The following is a 17,286-nucleotide window of genomic DNA, read 5'->3' on the forward strand; positions in this document are numbered from 1 at the left end:
AGCCCCCCCGGCTGCATCAGCGCGGCCTGCCCCCACGGGCGGCCGACTTTCGGCCTGACCCGCCCCCCCCGCGCGCCCCGCCCCCCCCCCCCGGCGGGCGGGGCCCGGCCGGGCTCGCCCGCCCCCGAGAGTGGCGAGGGCCGGCCGGGCCCCACCCCGCCGTGACCGGCGGGGCCCGCGAAGAGTACTCAGAGGTTCCGTAACAGGGCGGGACCTCGCCCGGCGCGTGTTCAGGCCAGCGCGCCGGCCACCACCCGCAGGTCGGCCACGAGCACGGCCGAGGGGTACGTCCTGGCGAGCCCTTCTGGGCAGGCTTCACCGCCAGCGCCGGCTTCGCCCTGTAACGGTCCGACATGTGTGAGTGAGGCCTCGCGCACCGCGGGCTCGGCACACGGAGGGCGGCACGATGGGAGACCCCGATGTCCACGACGACCTGGACGCGCTGCTACGCAGCGCAGCGACGGTCCAGCGGGACCCCGCACAGGAGGAGCGCACCTTCGCCGACGTGTGGTCACGGGTGCAGGCGTCCATCAATGACGGCGCTGCGACCTCCGACGACGCCGTCCACGACCGCCGCCTCACCCTGATCGCCGACCGCGAGTTGACGGCTCGCCGTCGCCGCCGGGCGGCCAAGGTGGCGTCGGTGACCCTGGCGGTCGTCGTGGCGAGCGCCGGGACGGCGGCGGCTGCGTTCCTCTCGACGCGGACCGGTGAGGAACTGACCGGCTGGGAGGTCGGAGCCGGGGGCTCCGGTGAGGTCCTCGACCTGGGCGGCACGGACCGGCGTCAGGTCTTCGAAGAAGTGACCGCCGACATCCCCTTCGCACCAGGCTACGAAGTGCAGCGCGACTACGCGCTGGACTTCTTCCCCCAGGACAGCGACTCGACCATCACCGAGAGCCACCTCCGCTCCTTCACCGCCAGCAACGCCATCTGCACCTGGGCTGACGCCTGGGTGGCGTACGACAACTCCGCCGACCTGGCGGCACGCGAGGCGGCGGCGAGGACGCTCGCCGAGGCGGTCTCCTGGGAGCCAGTCGAGACGTTCAACGAGGATCACGGCCAGCCCGACCCGATGGATCCGAGCACCGGCGTGGACTCCGGCGCTGGAGGCTCCTACTACGGGTGGCTGCGCCCGCTGGTCCAGGCTGCTCAGTCCGGGGACCGCCAGGGAGTCCTCGACGCGGTCGCGATCGGTCACCAGTGCTCGCCCGAGGTCCTTCCGGTCATCAGCACCGACCCCGACTACGCGGGTGCCCGATGAGCGACGAACAGGGGGAGTTCGAGGCCCTGTTCCGCGACACTCGCGCGCCGCTCCTGGACTACCTGACTCGCCGTGCAGCGCCCCATGACGCGGCCGACCTGCTCGCCGAGGTCTACCTCATCGCTTGGCGGAGGCACGCGGACCTGCCGCCAGGCGACGAGCGGCGACTATGGCTGTTCGGCGTCGCTCGGCGATTGCTCGCCGAGCACCACCGCTTCGCATGGAAGCGGGCGAACGCCGAGGGCCAAGTCCCCGACGCTGACGCGCCGGAACGTCTCGTCCAAGACGGCGGACAGCGTGACGCGCGAGGTGAGGCCGTGCGGTGTGCTCTCGAATCGCTCAGCGACCTCGACCGGGAACTGGTCACCCTCACGACGTGGGAGGACCTGAGCACGGCGGAGGCGGCGCGCGTCGTCGGCATCGCAGCGGGGACGGCGCGAGTGCGGCTGCACCGCGCTCGTGCTCGACTCGCCCGGCACCCGCGCCTTCGCGCCCTGCTCGACGACCCGTCCGACGCCACCGCCCCCGCGAGGGCCGCCCGGGTCTGACGCCGTGGCCCCACCTCTCCGGACACGACGACTAGGCCAGCGCGCCGGCCACCACCCGCAGGTCGGACACGAGCGCTTCGAAGGCGGCCGGGCGGGCGTCCTCCGGCGTCCGCAGCACCGCCGAGGGATGCGTGGTGGCGAGCATCCACGCCTGGTGCGGGGCGTCCTCGTCGTCGTCGGCCGGGTCGACGTCGGCGGTGCCCGGCGGCGTCCACGGCAGCAGCTGCCCCCGCTCCCTCGTGATGCGGAAGGACGGCGAGATCAGGGCCTTCGCCGCCGTCGCCCCCAGGCAGACGACGACCTCGGGCTTGAGCACCTCGAACTCGGCGTCCAGCCACGGCCGGCAGGCGCGGATGTGCTCGGGCCCCGGCGTCTGGTGGATGCGGCGCTTTCCGGTCGGGGTGAACCGGAAGTGCTTGACCGAGTTGGTCACGTAGGCGTCCCGGCGGTCGATGCCGGCGGCCTCCAGGGCGCGGTCGAGCAGCCGGCCCGCCGGCCCGACGAACGGCTCGCCGCGGCGGTCCTCCTGGTCCCCGGGCTGCTCGCCGACAAGCACGACCCGCGCCGTCTCCGGGCCCTCGCCGAAGACCGTCTGCGTCGCCGGCTCCCACAGTTCGCACGCGCGACACCCGGCGGCCGCCGCCCGGAGGCCGTCGAGCCCGACGTCGTGGGGAGGCTCTGCCGGCCGGTTCTCCTGGCTCATGACCCGATGACAACCCACCGGGCGCTCCCGCGCCCGTCGGAGGCGGCGGATACGGTCGGCGGACCGCTGACGAGGGGGTACGCACCGTGCTGGAGTTCGACGGGCTCTACAAGAGCTACGGCGGGAACCGGGTCCTGGAGGGGGTCGGCTTCACCGTCGCGCCCGGGTCGATGTTCGGGTTCTGCGGGGCCAACGGCGCCGGCAAGACGACGACGATGCGCATCGCGCTCGGCCTGGCCCGCCCCGACGCCGGTGAGGTGCGCTGGCGCGGGACCCCGCTCGACGCGGCCGCCCGCCGGCGCATCGGCTACATGCCGGAGGAGCGCGGCCTCTACCCCAAGATGCGCGTCGGCGAGCAGCTCACCTACTTCGCCCGCCTGCACGGCATGGACGCCGCCGCGGCCGCCCGCGCCGCCGACCACTGGGCCGAGCGGCTGGGCCTGGGCGGCCGCCGCAAGGACGCCGTCGAGAAGCTGTCGCTGGGCAATCAGCAGCGGGTGCAGCTGGCGGCCGCGCTGGTGAGCCGGCCGGAGGTGCTGATCCTCGACGAGCCGTTCTCCGGCCTGGACCCCGTCGGCGTCGACTCGCTGGCCGAGGCGCTGCTCGAGCAGTGCCGCGACGGCGTCCCGGTGGTGTTCTCCAGCCACCAGCTGGACCTCGTCGAGCGGCTGTGCGACTCCGTCGGGATCCTCGCCCGCGGCCGGATGGTCGCCAGCGGCACCGTCGAGGAGCTGCGCCGCCGGGAGGCGGGCCGGCTGCTGCGGGTCGTCGCGCCCGAGGCCGTGCCGGGCTGGGCCGCCGCGGTGCCCGGCGTGCGGGTGGTGTCCCAGCAGGGCGGCGACACGCTGCTGGAGCTCGCCGCGGGCGCCGACGACCAGGCCGTCCTGGCCGCGGCCCTGCGCACGGGCCGGGTCACCCACTTCGCCTGGCGGGAGCCGACGCTGGTGGAGCTGTTCCGGGAGGCGGTCGCCGACCCGGCCCCGGCGCCGGCGGCCGCGGGGGTCGCGGCGTGACCGACAGGCAGCGCCCGCCGGGCAGCGCCGCGCTGGTGCGGCTGGTCGCCGGCCGGGAGATCTCCACGCGGCTGCGGGACAAGAACTTCATCATCAGCTCGGTCGTGATCATCCTGGTCCTGATCGGGGTGATGGCCTTCCAGGTCGTCGTCGGCTCGGGCGAGGACGAGGGCCGGGTCGGCGTCGTCGGCGACGCCGCCGAGCTGGGCCCGGCGATCCAGGCGCAGGGCGAGGCGGTGGGCGTCGACGTCACGATCGTCGCCCTGGACGACGAGGCCGCCGCGCGGCAGGCGGTGGACGACGAGGACGTCGACGGCGCACTCGTCGGCGGGACCGGCGCCGACCCGCAGCTGCTGGTCAGGGACCGCGACGCGACGCTGGAGTCGGTCGTCGGCGGCGCGGTCGCCGGCGTCTCCCTCGGCCGGGCGCTGGCCGAGGCCGGCGTGGACCCCGGCGCCCTCCCGCAGGTCTCCGTCACCGCCCTCGACGGCGGGGAGGGCGACGGGCAGCGGGTGGTCGTGGCGATCATCGGCATCGGCGTCCTCTACGGCCTGCTGATCCTGTTCGGCCAGTTCGTGGCGCAGGGCGTGGTGGAGGAGAAGTCCAGCCGGGTGGTGGAGATCCTGCTGGCCACCATGCGCCCGTGGCAGCTGCTGGCCGGCAAGATCCTCGGCCTCGGCGTGCTGGGGCTGGCCCAGATCGTCGTCATCGGGGTGATCGGCGTGACCGGTGCCCTGGCCTTCGACGTCGTCGACGTGCCGGGCGAGCTGATCAGCACGGTCGTGTCCGTGGTGCTGTGGTTCGTGCTCGGCTACGCCTTCTACGCGTCGGTGTTCGCCGTCGCCGCCTCGCTGGTCAGCCGGCAGGAGGACCTGGGCAGCGTGCTGACGCCGACGACCCTCGTGCTCGTCGCCGGGTTCTTCGTCGGCATCCAGGCCGCCGGTGACCCCGGCAGCACCCTGGCGCAGGTCACCTCCTTCGTGCCCGGCCTCTCGCCGCTGGTCATGCCGGTGCGGCAGGCGGCCGGGCAGGCCGCGGTGTGGGAGGTGCTCCTCGCCGTCGTCCTCATGCTGGTCGCCGTCGCGCTCGTCGTCCGCCTCGGCGGGCGGGTGTACGCCGGGGCGCTGCTGCGGACCAGCGGCAAGACCAAGCTGCGGGAGGCGCTGCGCGCCGAGCGCGCCTGACCGGCGGGAGCGGGCCGGGCGGGGCGGGGCGGGGTGGGGCGGGGGCGGGGGCGCACTCTGCCGGCGGATCCCGGACGAAGCCGGCGACATCCCGCCGGCAGCCTCGGGGAACCGCCCGCAGAGTGCCGCCGACCGAGCGGGCGGCGGACCGGCCGGTCTCGCCGGGCCGGCCCGACCGGGTTGGCCGCCGCCGACCCCGGGTAGCGGCCGCGCATGGCGATGCAGCTGGGCTACACGATGATGACCGAGCAGGCCGGGCCCCGGGACCTGGTGGGCCACGTGGTCGGCGCCGAGCAGGCGGGCTTCGACTTCGCGGTCAGCAGCGACCACTTCTTCCCGTGGCTGGAGGAGATGGGGCACTCGCCCAACGCCTGGGTGACCCTCGGCGCCGCCGCCCAGGCCACCGACCGCATCCCGCTGATGACCTACGTGACCTGCCCGATCCTGCGGTACCACCCGGTCGTGGTCGCCCAGCAGGCCGCGACGCTGCAGATCCTGTCCGGCGGCCGGTTCACCCTCGGCATCGGCGCGGGGGAGAACCTCAACGAGCACGTCGTCGGGGCGGGCTGGCCGCCGGCCGACGTCCGGCACGAGATGCTCGTCGAGGCCCTGCAGATCATCCGCGAGCTGTTCGACGGCGACGGGCACACCAACTTCCGCGGCGAGCACTTCGACGTCGAGTCCGCGAGGCTGTGGGACCTCCCGGAGAAGCGGGTGCCGATCGGGGTGGCCGTCTCCGGCCAGCAGTCCTGCGGCATCGCCGGTGAGCTCGGCGACGCGATGGTGGCCACCGAGCCGCGGACCGAGCTCGGCGAGTGGTTCGACGACGCCGGCGGGGTCGGCAAGCCGCGGGTCGCGCAGATGCCGATCAGCTACGACACCGACCGCGACGCCGCGGTCGAGCGGGCGCACCGGCTGTTCCGCTGGTTCGGCCTGGGCTGGAAGGTCAACGCGGAGCTGCCCGGCCCGCCGGCGTTCGACGCCGCCAGCCAGTTCGTCCGGCCCGACGACGTGGCCGGCGCCATCCCGTGCGGCTCCGACGTCGACGCCGTCATCCAGGCCGCGCAGGAGTACGCCGACGCCGGGTTCACCCACCTCGCGCTGGTGCAGATCGGCGGGGACGCGCAGGCGCCCTACCTGGAGTGGGCGCAGCGCGACCTGATGCCGGCCTGGCGGGAGGCCTTCGGCGGCTGAGTTCCCCGCCACCCGCGGGGGAGACACGATCGGGTCAGGTCACCACCTCGGAGGACGCCACGCCGCGCCGGCGCACCGCACGATGGCGGCATGACCGAGGACCTCGACGAGCGCCTCCGGCTGCTGCCGGCCGCCGACGCCCCCGCGCTCATCGCCCTCGGCCGTGACCTCGTGGGCGCTGGGCGGCTGCCGGAGGCCGAGGAGTGCTTCCGCCGGGCCGCGGCCCTCGGTGACGCGGTGGCGTCGTTCGCCCTCGGCAACACCCTGGCTGCGCAGGAGCGGTGGTCCGAGGCGAGCGTCGCCTACGAGGCCGCGCTCGCCGGCGGGGAGGCGCAGGCCTGGCGGACGCTGGGGCGCGTCCTGGACGACATGGGTGACGAGGCCGGCGCGCTGGCCGCCTGGCGCGGCGCGGCCGACGCCGGGGACGCCCACGCCGCGGCCGTGCTCGCCTGCCGGGAGTGGTGCCGCACGCAGGACGTCGGCCTGGAGGAGGCCCTGCGGGCCGGTGCCCACCTGTTCCCGCCGGCCCGCGCGGACCTCGCCGACCTGCTGCGCGAGACCGGCCGCGGGGTCGAGGCCCGCTTCCAGCTGGAGGTGGGCGCCAAGCGCGGCGAGGCCGAGGCGTGGCTGCCGCTGGGCAACCTGTACTGCGACGAGCTCGGGGACGACGAGGCCGCCGAGGAGGCCTACCGCAGCGGGATCGCGGCCGGTGACGTCCGCTGCCACCACAACCTCGGCGTCCTGCTGGTCGGCCGCGGGGACCACGAGGGCGCCGCCGAGCAGTTCGGCCTGGGCGCCGCGGCCGGCGACGAGCTGGCGACGGCGGCCCTGCGCTACCTCCAGGACTAGCGGGGACGCCCCCTCGCGGCATGGGAAGCGATCCCCACGTCCGGGCGGCTGTGACGTGGGGATGGCCTCCCATGCCTGGAGGTCAGGGGAGCTGGCGGAGGCCGGCGAGCGGGCCGCGGTAGGACGACGCCGCGGGACCGGTCACCCCGGGGCGGGCGGTGAACAGCCGGCCGGCGTCCGGCTCCTCCGCCCGCTCGGCGTCGCTCATCCCCTCGGTGGAGGTCGTCACCACGAGCAGGTCGCGGCCGGGGCCGGCGAAGCAGCAGGCCGAGGTGCGCGCGACCGGGACCTCCACGACCGCGAGCAGCTCGCCGTCCGGTGACCAGCGGCGCACCTGGCCGCCGCCCCACAGCGCCGTCCAGAGGCAGCCGGCGTCGTCGACGGTCAGGCCGTCGGCCACACCGTCGTCGCCGGTGGACTCCAGCAGGACTCGGCGCGGGCCGAGCGTGCCGGCGGCGACGTCGTACGCGCAGGACCACACCACCCCCGGCCCGGAGTCGGCCAGGTAGAAGGTGCCGCCGTCCGGTGACCAGCCCAGCCCGTTGGACACCGTCAGCCCGTCGAGCAGGGTGCGCACCGTGCCGTCGAGGTCCAGGCAGTAGAGCGCGCCGGCGCCGGGCCGCTGGTCGAACGCCATCGTGCCGGCCAGGAAGCGGCCGGCCGGGTCGCAGGCGGCGTCGTTCATCCGGGTGCCCCCGGACGCCTCGCCGCCCTCGCCGGCCAGGTCGAGCAGCACCCGGGCGGTGCCATCCTCCGCGACGTGGGTGAACCCGCCGCCGGCGGCCAGCAGCCAGCCGCCGGCCGCGGCCGGGGTGACGGCGCCCACGGTGTCCCCGCCCCGGTGCGCCGCCACCTCGGTGACGTCGCCGCCGGCGGGAACCGTCGCCCGCCGCAGCAGACCGGCCGGGATGTCCACCCACAGCAGCTCGCCGCGGGCGGCGTCCCACCGCGGGCCCTCCCCGTGCGCGGCGGGGGACGGGGCGGCGGGCGTGGCGGTCAGGCGCTGCACGCGACGGTCCTCCCCACGACACCCGCGCGTCACACGGACGGCGGCATACTCCCGCCATGTCCGAAGCCACCGTGGACGTCGCCGACCTCCGTCAGCACGGTCGGGAGGAGGAGGCCGGCACCGACGCCCCGCTCCGCGAGGACATCCGGCTGCTGGGGCGGGTGCTCGGCGAGGTGATCGCCGAGCAGTCCGGCGCGGAGGTGCTCGACCTCGTCGAGCGCACCCGGGTGGCCGCGTTCGGGGTGCGCCGCTCCGACGTCGACCGGGCCGAGCTCGCCGGGCAGCTGGGCGGGCTGGACGTGCGGTCGGCCAACCACGTCATCCGCGCGTTCAGCCACTTCTCGCTGCTGGCCAACCTCGCCGAGGACGTCCACCACGAGCGGCGCCGGCGGTTCCACCGGCGCAGCGGCTCCCCGCCGCAGCCGGGCAGCCTGGCGGCCACCTTCGCCCTGCTCGACGACGCGCACCTCGATGCCGGCGCGGTGGCCGGCGCGCTGGCCGGGGCGCTCGTCGTCCCCGTGGTCACCGCGCACCCGACCGAGGTGCGCCGCAAGACGATCACGCAGGTGCAGCGGCAGGTCACCGAGCTGATCCGCCTCCGGGACCGCTCCACCGAGGACCTCGGCGCGGACCCGGAGTGGGCGGGCCGGCTGTGGCGCTCGGTGCTCACCCTCTGGCAGACCGCGCTGCTGCGGCTGTCCCGGCTGCGGCTGACCGACGAGATCGACGAGGCGCTGCGCTACTACGAGCTGTCGCTGTTCGAGGTCGTCCCGGCGATCAACGCGGAGCTGCGCCGGGCGCTGCGGGCCCGCTGGCCCGACGCCGAGCTGCTGGACCGGCCGATGCTGCAGCCCGGCTCCTGGATCGGCGGCGACCGCGACGGCAACCCGAACGTCCGCGCCGACGCCGTCCGCCGGGCGACCACCCGCCAGGCGGCGACCGCGCTGGGCCACCACCTGGCCGAGCTGGTCGCGCTGCGCGTGGAGCTGTCGATGTCCGACCGGCTCGTCGCGCCGACGCCCGAGCTGTACGCGCTGGCCGACGCCGCCGGCGACGACTCGCCGTTCCGCGCCGACGAGCCCTACCGCCGGGCGCTGATCGGCGTGCACGCCCGGCTGGCGGCCACGGCGCGGCGCGTGCTGGGCGAGGTCCCGGGCGGCGCGGCCCCGGACGACGACGTCCCCGGCGGCGGGGGCGTCGGTGGGACCGCGGCCGGGAGGGACGGGGAGCCGTACGCCGGCCCGGCCGAGCTGCTCGCCGACCTCGCCGTGGTCGACGCCTCGCTACGCAGCCACGGGGCCGGCGCCCTGGCCGACGACCGGCTGGCCCGCCTGCGCGAGGCCGTCGAGGTGTTCGGCTTCCACCTGTGCGGCCTGGACATGCGGCAGAACTCCGCGGTGCACGAGGAGGTGCTGGCCGAGCTGCTGTCGTGGGCCGGTGTCTGCGACGACTACGCCGCGCTCGACGAGGCCGCGCGGGTGGAGCTGCTGGCCGGGGAGCTGCGGCTGCGCCGGCCCCTCGTGCGGCCGGACGCCGCGCTGTCCGAGCTGGCCCGCGGCGAGCTGGACCTGCTGCGGGCGGCCGCCGACCAGGTCGCGCTGCTGGGCCCGCAGGCCATCCCGAACTACGTGATCAGCATGTGCGGGTCGGTCAGCGACGTGCTGGAGGTCGCCGTCCTGCTGAAGGAGGTCGGCCTGCTGCAGCTGGACGCCGCCGGCCGGCCGTCCTGCCCGGTCGGCATCTCCCCGCTGTTCGAGACGATCGACGACCTGCAGCGGGCCGGCGCGACGACGGCCGCGATGCTGGCCCAGCCGCTGTACCGGGCGCTGGTCGCCGGCCGCGGGGACCTGCAGGAGGTCATGCTCGGCTACTCCGACAGCAACAAGGACGGCGGCTACCTCGCCGCCAACTGGGCGCTCTACCGGGCCGAGCTCGAGCTGGTCGAGGTCGCCCGCGCCGGGGGCGTGCGGCTGCGGCTGTTCCACGGCCGCGGCGGCACCGTCGGCCGGGGCGGTGGCCCCAGCTACGAGGCGATCCGGGCGCAACCCCCCGGGGCGGTCGCCGGCTCGCTGCGCATCACCGAGCAGGGCGAGGTCATCGCGGCCAAGTACGCCGACCCGGACCTGGCGCGGCGCAACCTCGAGGCCATGGTCGCCGCCACGCTGGAGGCCAGCCTGCTCGACGTCGAGGGGCTCGGGGACGACGCCGAGGACGCCTACGCCCTGCTCGACGACCTGGCCGGCCGCGCCCGCCGCGCCTACTCCGGGCTGGTGCACGAGACGCCGGGCTTCGTGGAGTGGTTCCGCGCGGCCACCCCGATCCGCGAGCTGGCGGAGCTGAACATCGGCAGCCGGCCGCCCTCGCGCAGGGCCGGGGACTCGATCGGCGACCTGCGGGCGATCCCGTGGGTGTTCAGCTGGTCGCAGGCGCGGATCATGCTGCCGGGCTGGTACGGCACCGGCGCCGCGCTGGAGGAGTGGGTCGACGGCGACGAGGGCCGGCTGCAGCGGCTGCGCGACCTGCACCGCCGGTGGCCGTTCTTCCGCACCGTGCTGTCCAACATGGGCATGGTGCTGGCCAAGACCGACCTCGGGCTGGCCGCCCGCTACGCGCAGCTCGTGCCCGACGAGGAGCTGCGCGCCCGGGTGTGGGACCAGGTCACCGCCGAGCACGCCCGCACCTGCCGGATGCTGCTGGCGGTCACCGGCGACGACGCGCTGCTCGCCGACAACCCGTCGCTGGCCCGCTCGATCCGCAACCGCTTCCCCTACCTGGAGCCGCTGCACCACCTGCAGGTGGAGATGCTGCGCCGGCGGCGGGACGGCGACGACGACGAGCTGGTCCGGCGCAACATCCAGCTGACGATCAACGGCATCGCCACCGCGCTGCGCAACTCCGGCTAGAGCGCGGTCACCGGCAGCCGGGCGCCGTCCAGCCACCGGGCCAGCCGGGCGCCGTCCCACGGCCGGTGCCGGCGCCGGGCCGCCAGCACCAGCCCGCGCGGCAGCTCCGGCAGCGCCAGTGCGAGCCCGGCCGCGCCGGGCAGGTCGCCCTCGCGCAGGTGGGCGAGCAGCGCGCGCGGCCGGCCGGCGAGGAGGGCGAGGGTCTCGGGCACGGGGCGGGTCGCGTGCTGGGGGACCAGGGCCTGCACGGTCCGCGCGTAGTGCCACTCGCGGAGCAGGACGCCGCGGGCGGTGCGGCCGCCCTTGCCGTGCCGGAAGCGGGCGTCGGGGACGCGCAGCAGCAGGTGCCCGGCCGCGCGCAGCCGGCGGGAGGCGTCGCGGTCCTCGTTGTAGAAGAAGTAGGCGGGGTCGAAGCCGCCCGCGGCGAGGAACTCCGCTCGGCGCACCAGCACCGCGGTGCCGCCGAGCTCGTCCACCGGCCGCGGCGGGCCCGGCGGGTCGTCGTCCTCCCCGGGGCCGTGCACGGCCGGCGCGGCCCACACCGCCCGGGGCTCGGCGTCCAGGGCCGCCGCGAGCCGGCGGAGCATGCCCGGCTCCGGCTCCCCGTCCGAGTTGACCAGGGCGACGTAGCGGCCGCGGCAGGCGTCCAGCGCGAGGTCCATGGCCCGCGCGAAGCCGAGGTTGCGCGGGGAGGCCAGAACCCGGCGGGTCGCCGCCGGGTACCCCGCGCGCAGGGCGGCGCGGGCGGCCGCCGACGTCGCCGGGGTCGCGGCGTTCTCCACGAGCAGCGCACCGCCGCGCCAGCCCGGCCCGGTGTCGGCCGCGACCGCGGCGTGGTGGCGGGCCAGCAGCGGCGGGGGCTCGCGGTGGACCAGGAAGACGACGTCGACGTCGTCGAGGTCGGCCCGCGGGTTCGTCGGCACGCTGCACTGTGCGCAGGCCGGGACCGGGCCCGCCACCGCGCGCCGCCCTGCGGTCCGGGCGCCGACGGGGCAGGGTCGGTGCTCGTGGGCAGCAGGGGAGCAGCAGCCGAGGGCGTCGCCGTCGCGGCCACCGGTGGGGAGGTGCTGCAGCGCGCGGCCGCGGACCTGGGGCTCGCCCCGGCCGCGCTGGCGCCGGCGGTCAGCGACCCGGCCTACCGGGTGCTCGCGGGTGGCCCGGGCCAGGCCGTGCTGCTGCGCCGGCAGTGGACGGTCGAGGGGACACCGGAGGCGGTGGTGCTGGCCGCCGCCGGCATGGGCCCCGACCACCCGGCGGTGGGCGCCACGGCGGTGGGCTGGGGCTGCGACCGCGTCCGCGACCGGCCCGGGGGCCGCGGGGTGCGGCCGGTCGCGCAGCCTGGCCGCGGGGAGCCGCTGGTCGACCGGTTCCTCGCCGCCGCGGCGCTGGCCGCCACCCGCGTGGAGACGGCGGTCGCGCTCGCCCGCGGCACGGGCGAGGACCGGGTCAAGGCCGACGGCAGCCCCGCCCTGGCCGCCGACGAGGCCGCGCACACCGCCGCGGTCGGCGTGCTCGCCGCCCTGGAGGTGCCCGTGCTGAGCGAGGAGCGGCTCGACGTCGCGGTCGAGCCGGGCGAGCCGTGGATCGTGCTCGACCCGCTCGACGGGACCGGCAACTTCCGCGCGGGGCTGCCGCCGTGGGCGTTCTCCGCGGGGCTGGTGCACGAGGGGCACGCCGTCGCCGGGGTGGTGGTCGACCTGTCCTCGGGGCGCCGCTGGTCGGGGTCGGTCGGTTCCGGGGCCCGCCGCGACGACGTCCCGATCGGCCCGCGCGCCGGCACGACCGTCGTCGTCCCCAGCGCGCCCGGTGGCCGGCACGTCGGCGTGCCCACCACGGCCCGCCGGATCCGGGTCACCGGCTGCACCGCGGTGGAGGTGTGCCTGGTCGCCGACGGCTCCGCCGCCGCCTGGCACGACCTGGACCGCTCCGGCACCCACGTGCACGACGTCGCCGGCGGCCTGGCCGTGCTCGCGGCGGCCGGCGGGGTCGCGCTGACCGCCGACGGGGCGCCGCTGCGGCTGGAGCCGGACACCGAGACGAAGATCCGCTTCGCCGCCGCGGGCACCGAGGAGGCGGCGCGGGAGCTGATCGAGGCGGTCACCCGGCGCTGAGCGCGTCAGTCCCTCGCGGCGGCGGCGGCGCGGGCGGCGGCGAGCAGCGCGTCGCGCTCGTGCAGCGTCGTGCGCTCCCGGCCGCGGGTGGCGCCGAGGGCGACCTCGGCGGCGTCGATGGCCTTCCAGTCGGACAGCAGCACCGGCTCGGCGCCCTTGGCCCGCAGGGTGCGCACCAGGTCGTCCTCGTCGCCCCCCAGGGGGACCAGCCCGTCGCGCACGTCGGCCAGCAGCGTCGCCACCGTCTCGCGGGCGTCGTGCTTGTTGGTACCGACGACGCCCGTCGGGCCGCGCTTGATCCAGCCGGCCACGTACTCGCCGGTGGACGGTGCGCCGTCGCGCAGCACCCGCCCCGCCTCGTTGGGCACCGTGTTCGTGGCGGTGTCCAACGGCAGGCCGGGCAGCGGTAGCCCGCGGTAGCCGACCGAGCGCACCACCAGGTCGGCCGGCAGGACCGTGAACTCCCCGGTGCCGGTCGCGCGGCCCTCGGCGTCGACGGTGGTCCGCTCCACCTCGACCCCGGTGACGCGGTCCCCGCCGAGGATGCGCACCGGGCGGGCGAAGAACCGCAGGGCGAGCGTCGGGCGGCCGGGCTCGGCGGCGTTGCCGGCGTACTCGCGCAGCACCTTCACGTTGCGCGCCTTCAGCCGGTCGGCCGGCGCCGGCTCGCCCTCGTCGGGCAGGTCCGCCGGGTCGACCAGCACGGTCGCGTGCGCGAGGTCGGCGAGCTCGTCGAGCTCCTTGGTGGTGAAGCTGGCCTGCGCCGGGCCGCGCCGGCCCAGCACGGTCACCGACTCCACCGGGGCCGCGGTGAGGGCCTCGATGACGTGCTGCGGCATGTCGGTGGGCTCCAGCTCCGCGGCGGTGCGGACCAGCACCCGCGCCACGTCCAGGGCCACGTTCCCGACCCCGACCACCACGGCGGAACGCACACCGGTGAGCGCGGCCTCGATCCGGGCCCGGTCGGCGTCGGGGTGCCCGCAGTACCAGCCGACGAGGTCGGTGGCGGCGATGCTGCCGGGCAGGTCCTCGCCCTCGATCGCCAGCGCCCGGTCGCGGGAGGCGCCGTAGGTGTAGACGACGGCGTCGACGGAGTCGCGCAGCTCGTGCAGGTCCAGGTCGGTGCCGATCTCGACGTTGCCCACGAACCGGACGTGCTCGTGGTCGAGGACGTGGAGCAGCGTCGAGCGGATCGCGCGCATCCGCAGGTGGTCGGGGGCGATGCCGTGCCGGACCAGCCCGAACGGCGTGGGCAGCCGGTCGATGAGGTCGACCGACACCGGGACGTCGGTCTGCCGGGTCAGGGCCTCGGCCGCGTAGATGCCCGCGGGGCCGGCTCCGACGATCGCCACCCGGAGGCGACGGGCGGCGGGTGTGATGGCAGTCTCCTCGGCGTCCGTCATGATCGGCATCCTGACCCGCCCGGACGGGATGCGCCACCACCGCGGCCCGCCCGGCGGGCGCAGCCGTCGAGGAGGAACCCGCGCGTGTCCGTCGTCGTGGTCGCCCACATCCGTCCCCTGCCCGAGCACCTGGACGCCGTCCGGGAGGCCGTCCTCGAGGCGCTGCCCGCCGTCCACGAGGAGCCCGGCTGCGAGCTGTACGCGCTGCACGAGGCCGACGGGGTGCTGGTGATGGTGGAGAAGTGGGCGAGCCCCGAGGCGCTGCGGGCGCACGGGACGGCGCCGGCGCTCGCCGCCCTCGGGGCGCGGCTGGCCGGCAAGGTGGCCGGACCGCCCGAGGTGCAGGTGCTCACCCCCGTGCCGGCCGGCACCAAGGGCGAGGTCTAGCCGCTCACGCCGCCTGGCAGGCCGGGCACCAGTAGAGGTTGCGGCCCACCATCTCCCGGGTCGCCACCTCGGTGCCGCAGACCCGGCAGGGCAGCCCGGTGCGGCGGTAGACGTAGTGCGCGTCCGCCCGGGTGACGGCCCCGCGCCGCCGGGTGCGGTCCTCCGGGCGGGTGGTGACGATCCGCCCCAGCCGGACGCCGGACCGCATGAGCGTGACCAGGTCCGCCCACAGCAGCGACCACTCCTCGGCGCCGACCGCGCGCCCCGGGCGGAACGGCGAGATCCGGTGCCGGAAGAGGATCTCGGCGCGGTACACGTTGCCGACGCCCGCCAGCACCGACTGATCCATGAGCAGCGCGCCGACGGCGGTGCGGCTGCCGGCGACCCGCCGGTGGGCCGCGGCGCCGTCCCGGCTGCGGGCGCGCAGCGGGTCGGGGCCCAGCCGTTCCAGGATCCGGTCGACCTCCGGTGCGGTCAGCACCTCGCAGGCGGTGGCGCCGCGCAGGTCGGTCCAGACGCCCTGCCCGTCGGCGCCGGGACCCTCCCAGCGCATCCGCAGCGCGCCGCGCGGCGGGGGAGGGGTGCCCGTGCCGCTGGTGTAGGTCCCGTACAGGCCCAGGTGCACGTGCAGGGTGTCGGCGCCGAAGCAGGCGAACAGGTGCTTGCCGTGGGAGGTCACCTCCTCCAGCACCCGGCCGTCGAGCAGCTCGGCGCCGGCGGCGAACCGGCCCTGCGGGCTGGTCACGTGCACCGGCCGGCCGGCGAAGGCCTCCTGCTGCTCGCGGGCCAGCCGGAACAGGGTGTGGCCCTCAGGCACGACGCACCCGCTCGAACCGCTCCAGGGCCACCCGCCGCTCGTGGGCGTGGTCGACGACCGGCTGCGGGTAGCCGGCGGGCACGCCGCCGGGCGCCGTCCACGGCTCGTGCACGTGGCGAGCGTCGAGGTCCCGCAGCTCCGGCACCCAGCGCTTCACGTACTCCCCGTCCGGGTCGAACTTCTTCCCCTGCGTGACCGGGTTGAAGACCCGGTAGTACGGCGAGGCGTCGGTGCCGGTGCCGGCGACCCACTGCCAGCCGTGGTTGTTGCTGGCCAGGTCGCCGTCGACCAGGTGCCGCATGAAGTACCGGGCGCCCCGCGTCCACTCCTGGTGCAGGTCCTTGACCAGGAACGAGGCGACGATCATCCGCACCCGGTTGTGCACGTACGCCTCGCCCAGCAGCTGCCGCATGCCGGCGTCGACGATCGGGAAGCCGGTGCGGCCGGCCTCCCACGCGCGGACGAGCTCCTCGGCGTGCGGGCCGGAGTCGTAGCCCAGGGCCTGCAGCTCCGGTCGCAGGTACTCGCGCGCCGTCTCCGGCCGGTGCCAGAGCACGTCGGCGTAGAACTCCCGCCAGGCCAGCTCGTCGGTGTAGCGGCGCACCGCCTCGGTCTGCTCCTCGGCCGCGAGGTCGGCCAGCAGCGTGCGGGGGTGGATGGTGCCGTACTTCAGGTGCGGGGACAGCCGGCTGGTGCCGTCCCCGGCCGGCAGGTTGCGCCCCTCGGCGTAGCCGGACAGGCGCAGCTCGCGGAAGCGGTCCCAGGCCTCGTGCGCGGCGGCCTCGCCGGCCGGCGGCAGGTGCGTGCCGCCGAGGTCCTGGGCCGGGGGCAGGTCCTCCGATGCGGGGCCGCGGCACCAGGCGACGTCGTCCGGCCGGGCCGCCGGGGCCGGCCAGCCGTGCTCGCGCCAGGCGCGGGCGAAGGGGGAGAAGACCTGGAAGGGGGTGCCGTCGCGCTTGGTCACCAGCCCGGGGCCGACGGCGTACGGGGACCCCGTGCGGACGAGCGCGACGTCCCCCAGGGCGCGCTCGACGGCGACGTCGCGCCGGCGGCCGTAGGGCCCGGTGTCGGCGGACACGTGCACGGTCGCGGCGCCCACCTCGCGGGCCACGGCCGGGACCACCTCGGCCGGGTCGCCGGAGCGGACGACCAGCGCCCCGCCGGTGGACTCCCGCAGGTCGGCCAGGCAGCGCCGCAGGTACTCGCGCCGCGGCGCCCCCGACGGCCCCCACAGCCGCCGGTCGACGACGAACAGCGGCAGGACACCGCCGCCCTCCCCGGCGGCCGCGAGGGCGGCGAGCAGGGCCGGGTGGTCGCCCAGCCGCAGGTCACGGCGGAACCACAGGACGCTGGGGGGCACCCGCGCCACGTTATGTCCCCGATCTCGGTGGTGCGCGATCGGATCGCGGGAACGGGCTCCTCGGCCCGGGCGGCTCAGGCCTCGGCGGTGGCCAGGCCGAAGTGCGGGCGGTCCTCGTCCCGGACGAGGTCGAGGTAGTCCGGGTGCTGCTGGATGTAGTGCCGGATGAACGAGCAGTAGGGGAGGACGTGCAGGCCGCGCTCGCGCGCGGCGTCGAGGACACCGGCGACCAGGGCCTTCCCGATGCCGCGGCCGCCCACGCCGGGGTCGACCTCGGTGTGCGGCAGCGTCATGACGCCGCCGTCGACGTGGTAGCTCGCCAGCCCCACGACGCGCTCGCCGAGCCGGACCTCGAACCGTCCCCGGTCGGGGACGTCGACCACAGTCGTCTCCATCGTGCTGAGCCCACCCTTCCGCCGTCCTCCGGCGCCGTTGCCGGGGCACACCGTACGTATCAGAACGGTAACGCCTCAGGACCTCAGGAAGTCCCGGTTTCGCGGACGGGCGTGGCGCCCGTCACCGGAGTGAGTGACAGACCTCA

The 17,286-nt window shown here is 76.5% G+C and carries 16 protein-coding genes; 9 read left to right on the top strand and 7 right to left on the bottom strand.

Translation table 11 applies throughout. From position 1 onward, the window contains the following. Positions 1-406: 406 nt before the first annotated feature. Complete coding sequence (locus ACI781_RS16475) at positions 407-1,264, top strand: hypothetical protein (RefSeq protein ID WP_456567206.1); 858 nt, start codon at positions 407-409, stop codon at positions 1,262-1,264. Then, on the top strand, positions 1,261-1,812 hold the full coding sequence (locus tag ACI781_RS16480; protein ID WP_456567207.1) for an RNA polymerase sigma factor: 552 nt from the start codon (positions 1,261-1,263) through the stop codon (positions 1,810-1,812). The genes ACI781_RS16475 and ACI781_RS16480 overlap by 4 nt, the downstream gene beginning before the upstream one ends. Positions 1,813-1,843: 31 nt before the next feature. Here ACI781_RS16480 and ACI781_RS16485 read toward each other — a convergent pair whose 3' ends face one another. After that, a complete protein-coding gene (locus tag ACI781_RS16485) occupies positions 1,844-2,566 on the bottom strand; it encodes a UdgX family uracil-DNA binding protein (RefSeq protein WP_456567248.1) in 723 nt (240 codons plus the stop codon). 35 nt (positions 2,567-2,601) lie between these two features. Here ACI781_RS16485 and ACI781_RS16490 point away from each other — a divergent pair, with 35 nt between their 5' ends. From ACI781_RS16490 to ACI781_RS16505, 4 genes are all read left to right on the top strand, one after another. After that, entirely contained in the window at positions 2,602-3,528 is a 927-nt protein-coding gene (locus ACI781_RS16490; RefSeq protein ID WP_456567208.1) for an ABC transporter ATP-binding protein, read from the top strand. Further along, positions 3,525-4,712, top strand: coding sequence for an ABC transporter permease (locus tag ACI781_RS16495; protein ID WP_456567209.1), 1,188 nt, complete (start codon positions 3,525-3,527; stop codon positions 4,710-4,712). Before ACI781_RS16490 ends, ACI781_RS16495 begins: the two co-directional genes overlap by 4 nt. Positions 4,713-4,925: 213 nt before the next feature. Then, positions 4,926-5,906 (top strand): TIGR03557 family F420-dependent LLM class oxidoreductase, encoded by a 981-nt coding sequence (locus ACI781_RS16500; protein WP_456567210.1) that lies wholly within the window; start codon positions 4,926-4,928, stop codon positions 5,904-5,906. Positions 5,907-5,996: 90 nt separating this feature from the next. Then, complete coding sequence (locus ACI781_RS16505) at positions 5,997-6,755, top strand: tetratricopeptide repeat protein (RefSeq protein ID WP_456567211.1); 759 nt, start codon at positions 5,997-5,999, stop codon at positions 6,753-6,755. Positions 6,756-6,837: 82 nt separating this feature from the next. Here ACI781_RS16505 and ACI781_RS16510 read toward each other — a convergent pair whose 3' ends face one another. Continuing rightward, the gene (locus ACI781_RS16510; RefSeq protein ID WP_456567212.1) at positions 6,838-7,764 is read right to left on the bottom strand and encodes an SMP-30/gluconolactonase/LRE family protein; all 927 of its coding nucleotides are present in this window, start codon (positions 7,762-7,764) and stop codon (positions 6,838-6,840) included. Positions 7,765-7,820: 56 nt separating this feature from the next. Here ACI781_RS16510 and ppc point away from each other — a divergent pair, with 56 nt between their 5' ends. Beyond that, positions 7,821-10,667, top strand: a complete 2,847-nt coding sequence (gene ppc / locus ACI781_RS16515) for a phosphoenolpyruvate carboxylase (RefSeq protein WP_456567213.1) — start codon at positions 7,821-7,823, stop codon at positions 10,665-10,667. On the opposite strand, the gene ACI781_RS16520 is transcribed toward ppc, so the two are convergent. Further along, positions 10,664-11,590 (bottom strand): glycosyltransferase, encoded by a 927-nt coding sequence (locus ACI781_RS16520; RefSeq protein WP_456567214.1) that lies wholly within the window; start codon positions 11,588-11,590, stop codon positions 10,664-10,666. The two genes, ppc and ACI781_RS16520, sit on opposite strands and share 4 nt — an antisense overlap. An 84-nt stretch (positions 11,591-11,674) precedes the next feature. On the opposite strand from ACI781_RS16520, the gene ACI781_RS16525 reads away from it, so the two are divergent. Then, positions 11,675-12,778 (top strand): inositol monophosphatase family protein, encoded by a 1,104-nt coding sequence (locus ACI781_RS16525; RefSeq protein WP_456567215.1) that lies wholly within the window; start codon positions 11,675-11,677, stop codon positions 12,776-12,778. 5 nt (positions 12,779-12,783) lie between these two features. Here the strand turns inward: ACI781_RS16525 and ACI781_RS16530 are convergent, their stop codons facing one another. Further along, positions 12,784-14,181 carry an FAD-dependent oxidoreductase gene (locus ACI781_RS16530; RefSeq protein WP_456567216.1) on the bottom strand — a complete coding sequence of 466 codons (1,398 nt, stop codon included), beginning with the start codon at positions 14,179-14,181 and terminating at the stop codon, positions 12,784-12,786. 84 nt (positions 14,182-14,265) lie between these two features. On the opposite strand from ACI781_RS16530, the gene ACI781_RS16535 reads away from it, so the two are divergent. After that, positions 14,266-14,568: a putative quinol monooxygenase gene (locus tag ACI781_RS16535; RefSeq protein ID WP_456567217.1), complete on the top strand. Its 303-nt coding sequence runs from the start codon at positions 14,266-14,268 to the stop codon at positions 14,566-14,568. 4 nt (positions 14,569-14,572) lie between these two features. Here the strand turns inward: ACI781_RS16535 and ACI781_RS16540 are convergent, their stop codons facing one another. The 3 genes from ACI781_RS16540 to ACI781_RS16550 form a co-directional block, all read right to left on the bottom strand. Next, positions 14,573-15,385: an Fpg/Nei family DNA glycosylase gene (locus ACI781_RS16540; protein ID WP_456567218.1), complete on the bottom strand. Its 813-nt coding sequence runs from the start codon at positions 15,383-15,385 to the stop codon at positions 14,573-14,575. Then, on the bottom strand, positions 15,378-16,745 hold the full coding sequence (locus ACI781_RS16545) for a cryptochrome/photolyase family protein (RefSeq protein ID WP_456567219.1): 1,368 nt from the start codon (positions 16,743-16,745) through the stop codon (positions 15,378-15,380). The genes ACI781_RS16540 and ACI781_RS16545 overlap by 8 nt, the downstream gene beginning before the upstream one ends. A gap of 74 nt (positions 16,746-16,819) precedes the next feature. Further along, positions 16,820-17,140 (bottom strand): GNAT family N-acetyltransferase, encoded by a 321-nt coding sequence (locus tag ACI781_RS16550; protein WP_456567220.1) that lies wholly within the window; start codon positions 17,138-17,140, stop codon positions 16,820-16,822. Positions 17,141-17,286: the final 146 nt, after the last annotated feature.

The organism is Blastococcus sp. SYSU D00695 (genome assembly GCF_054050555.1).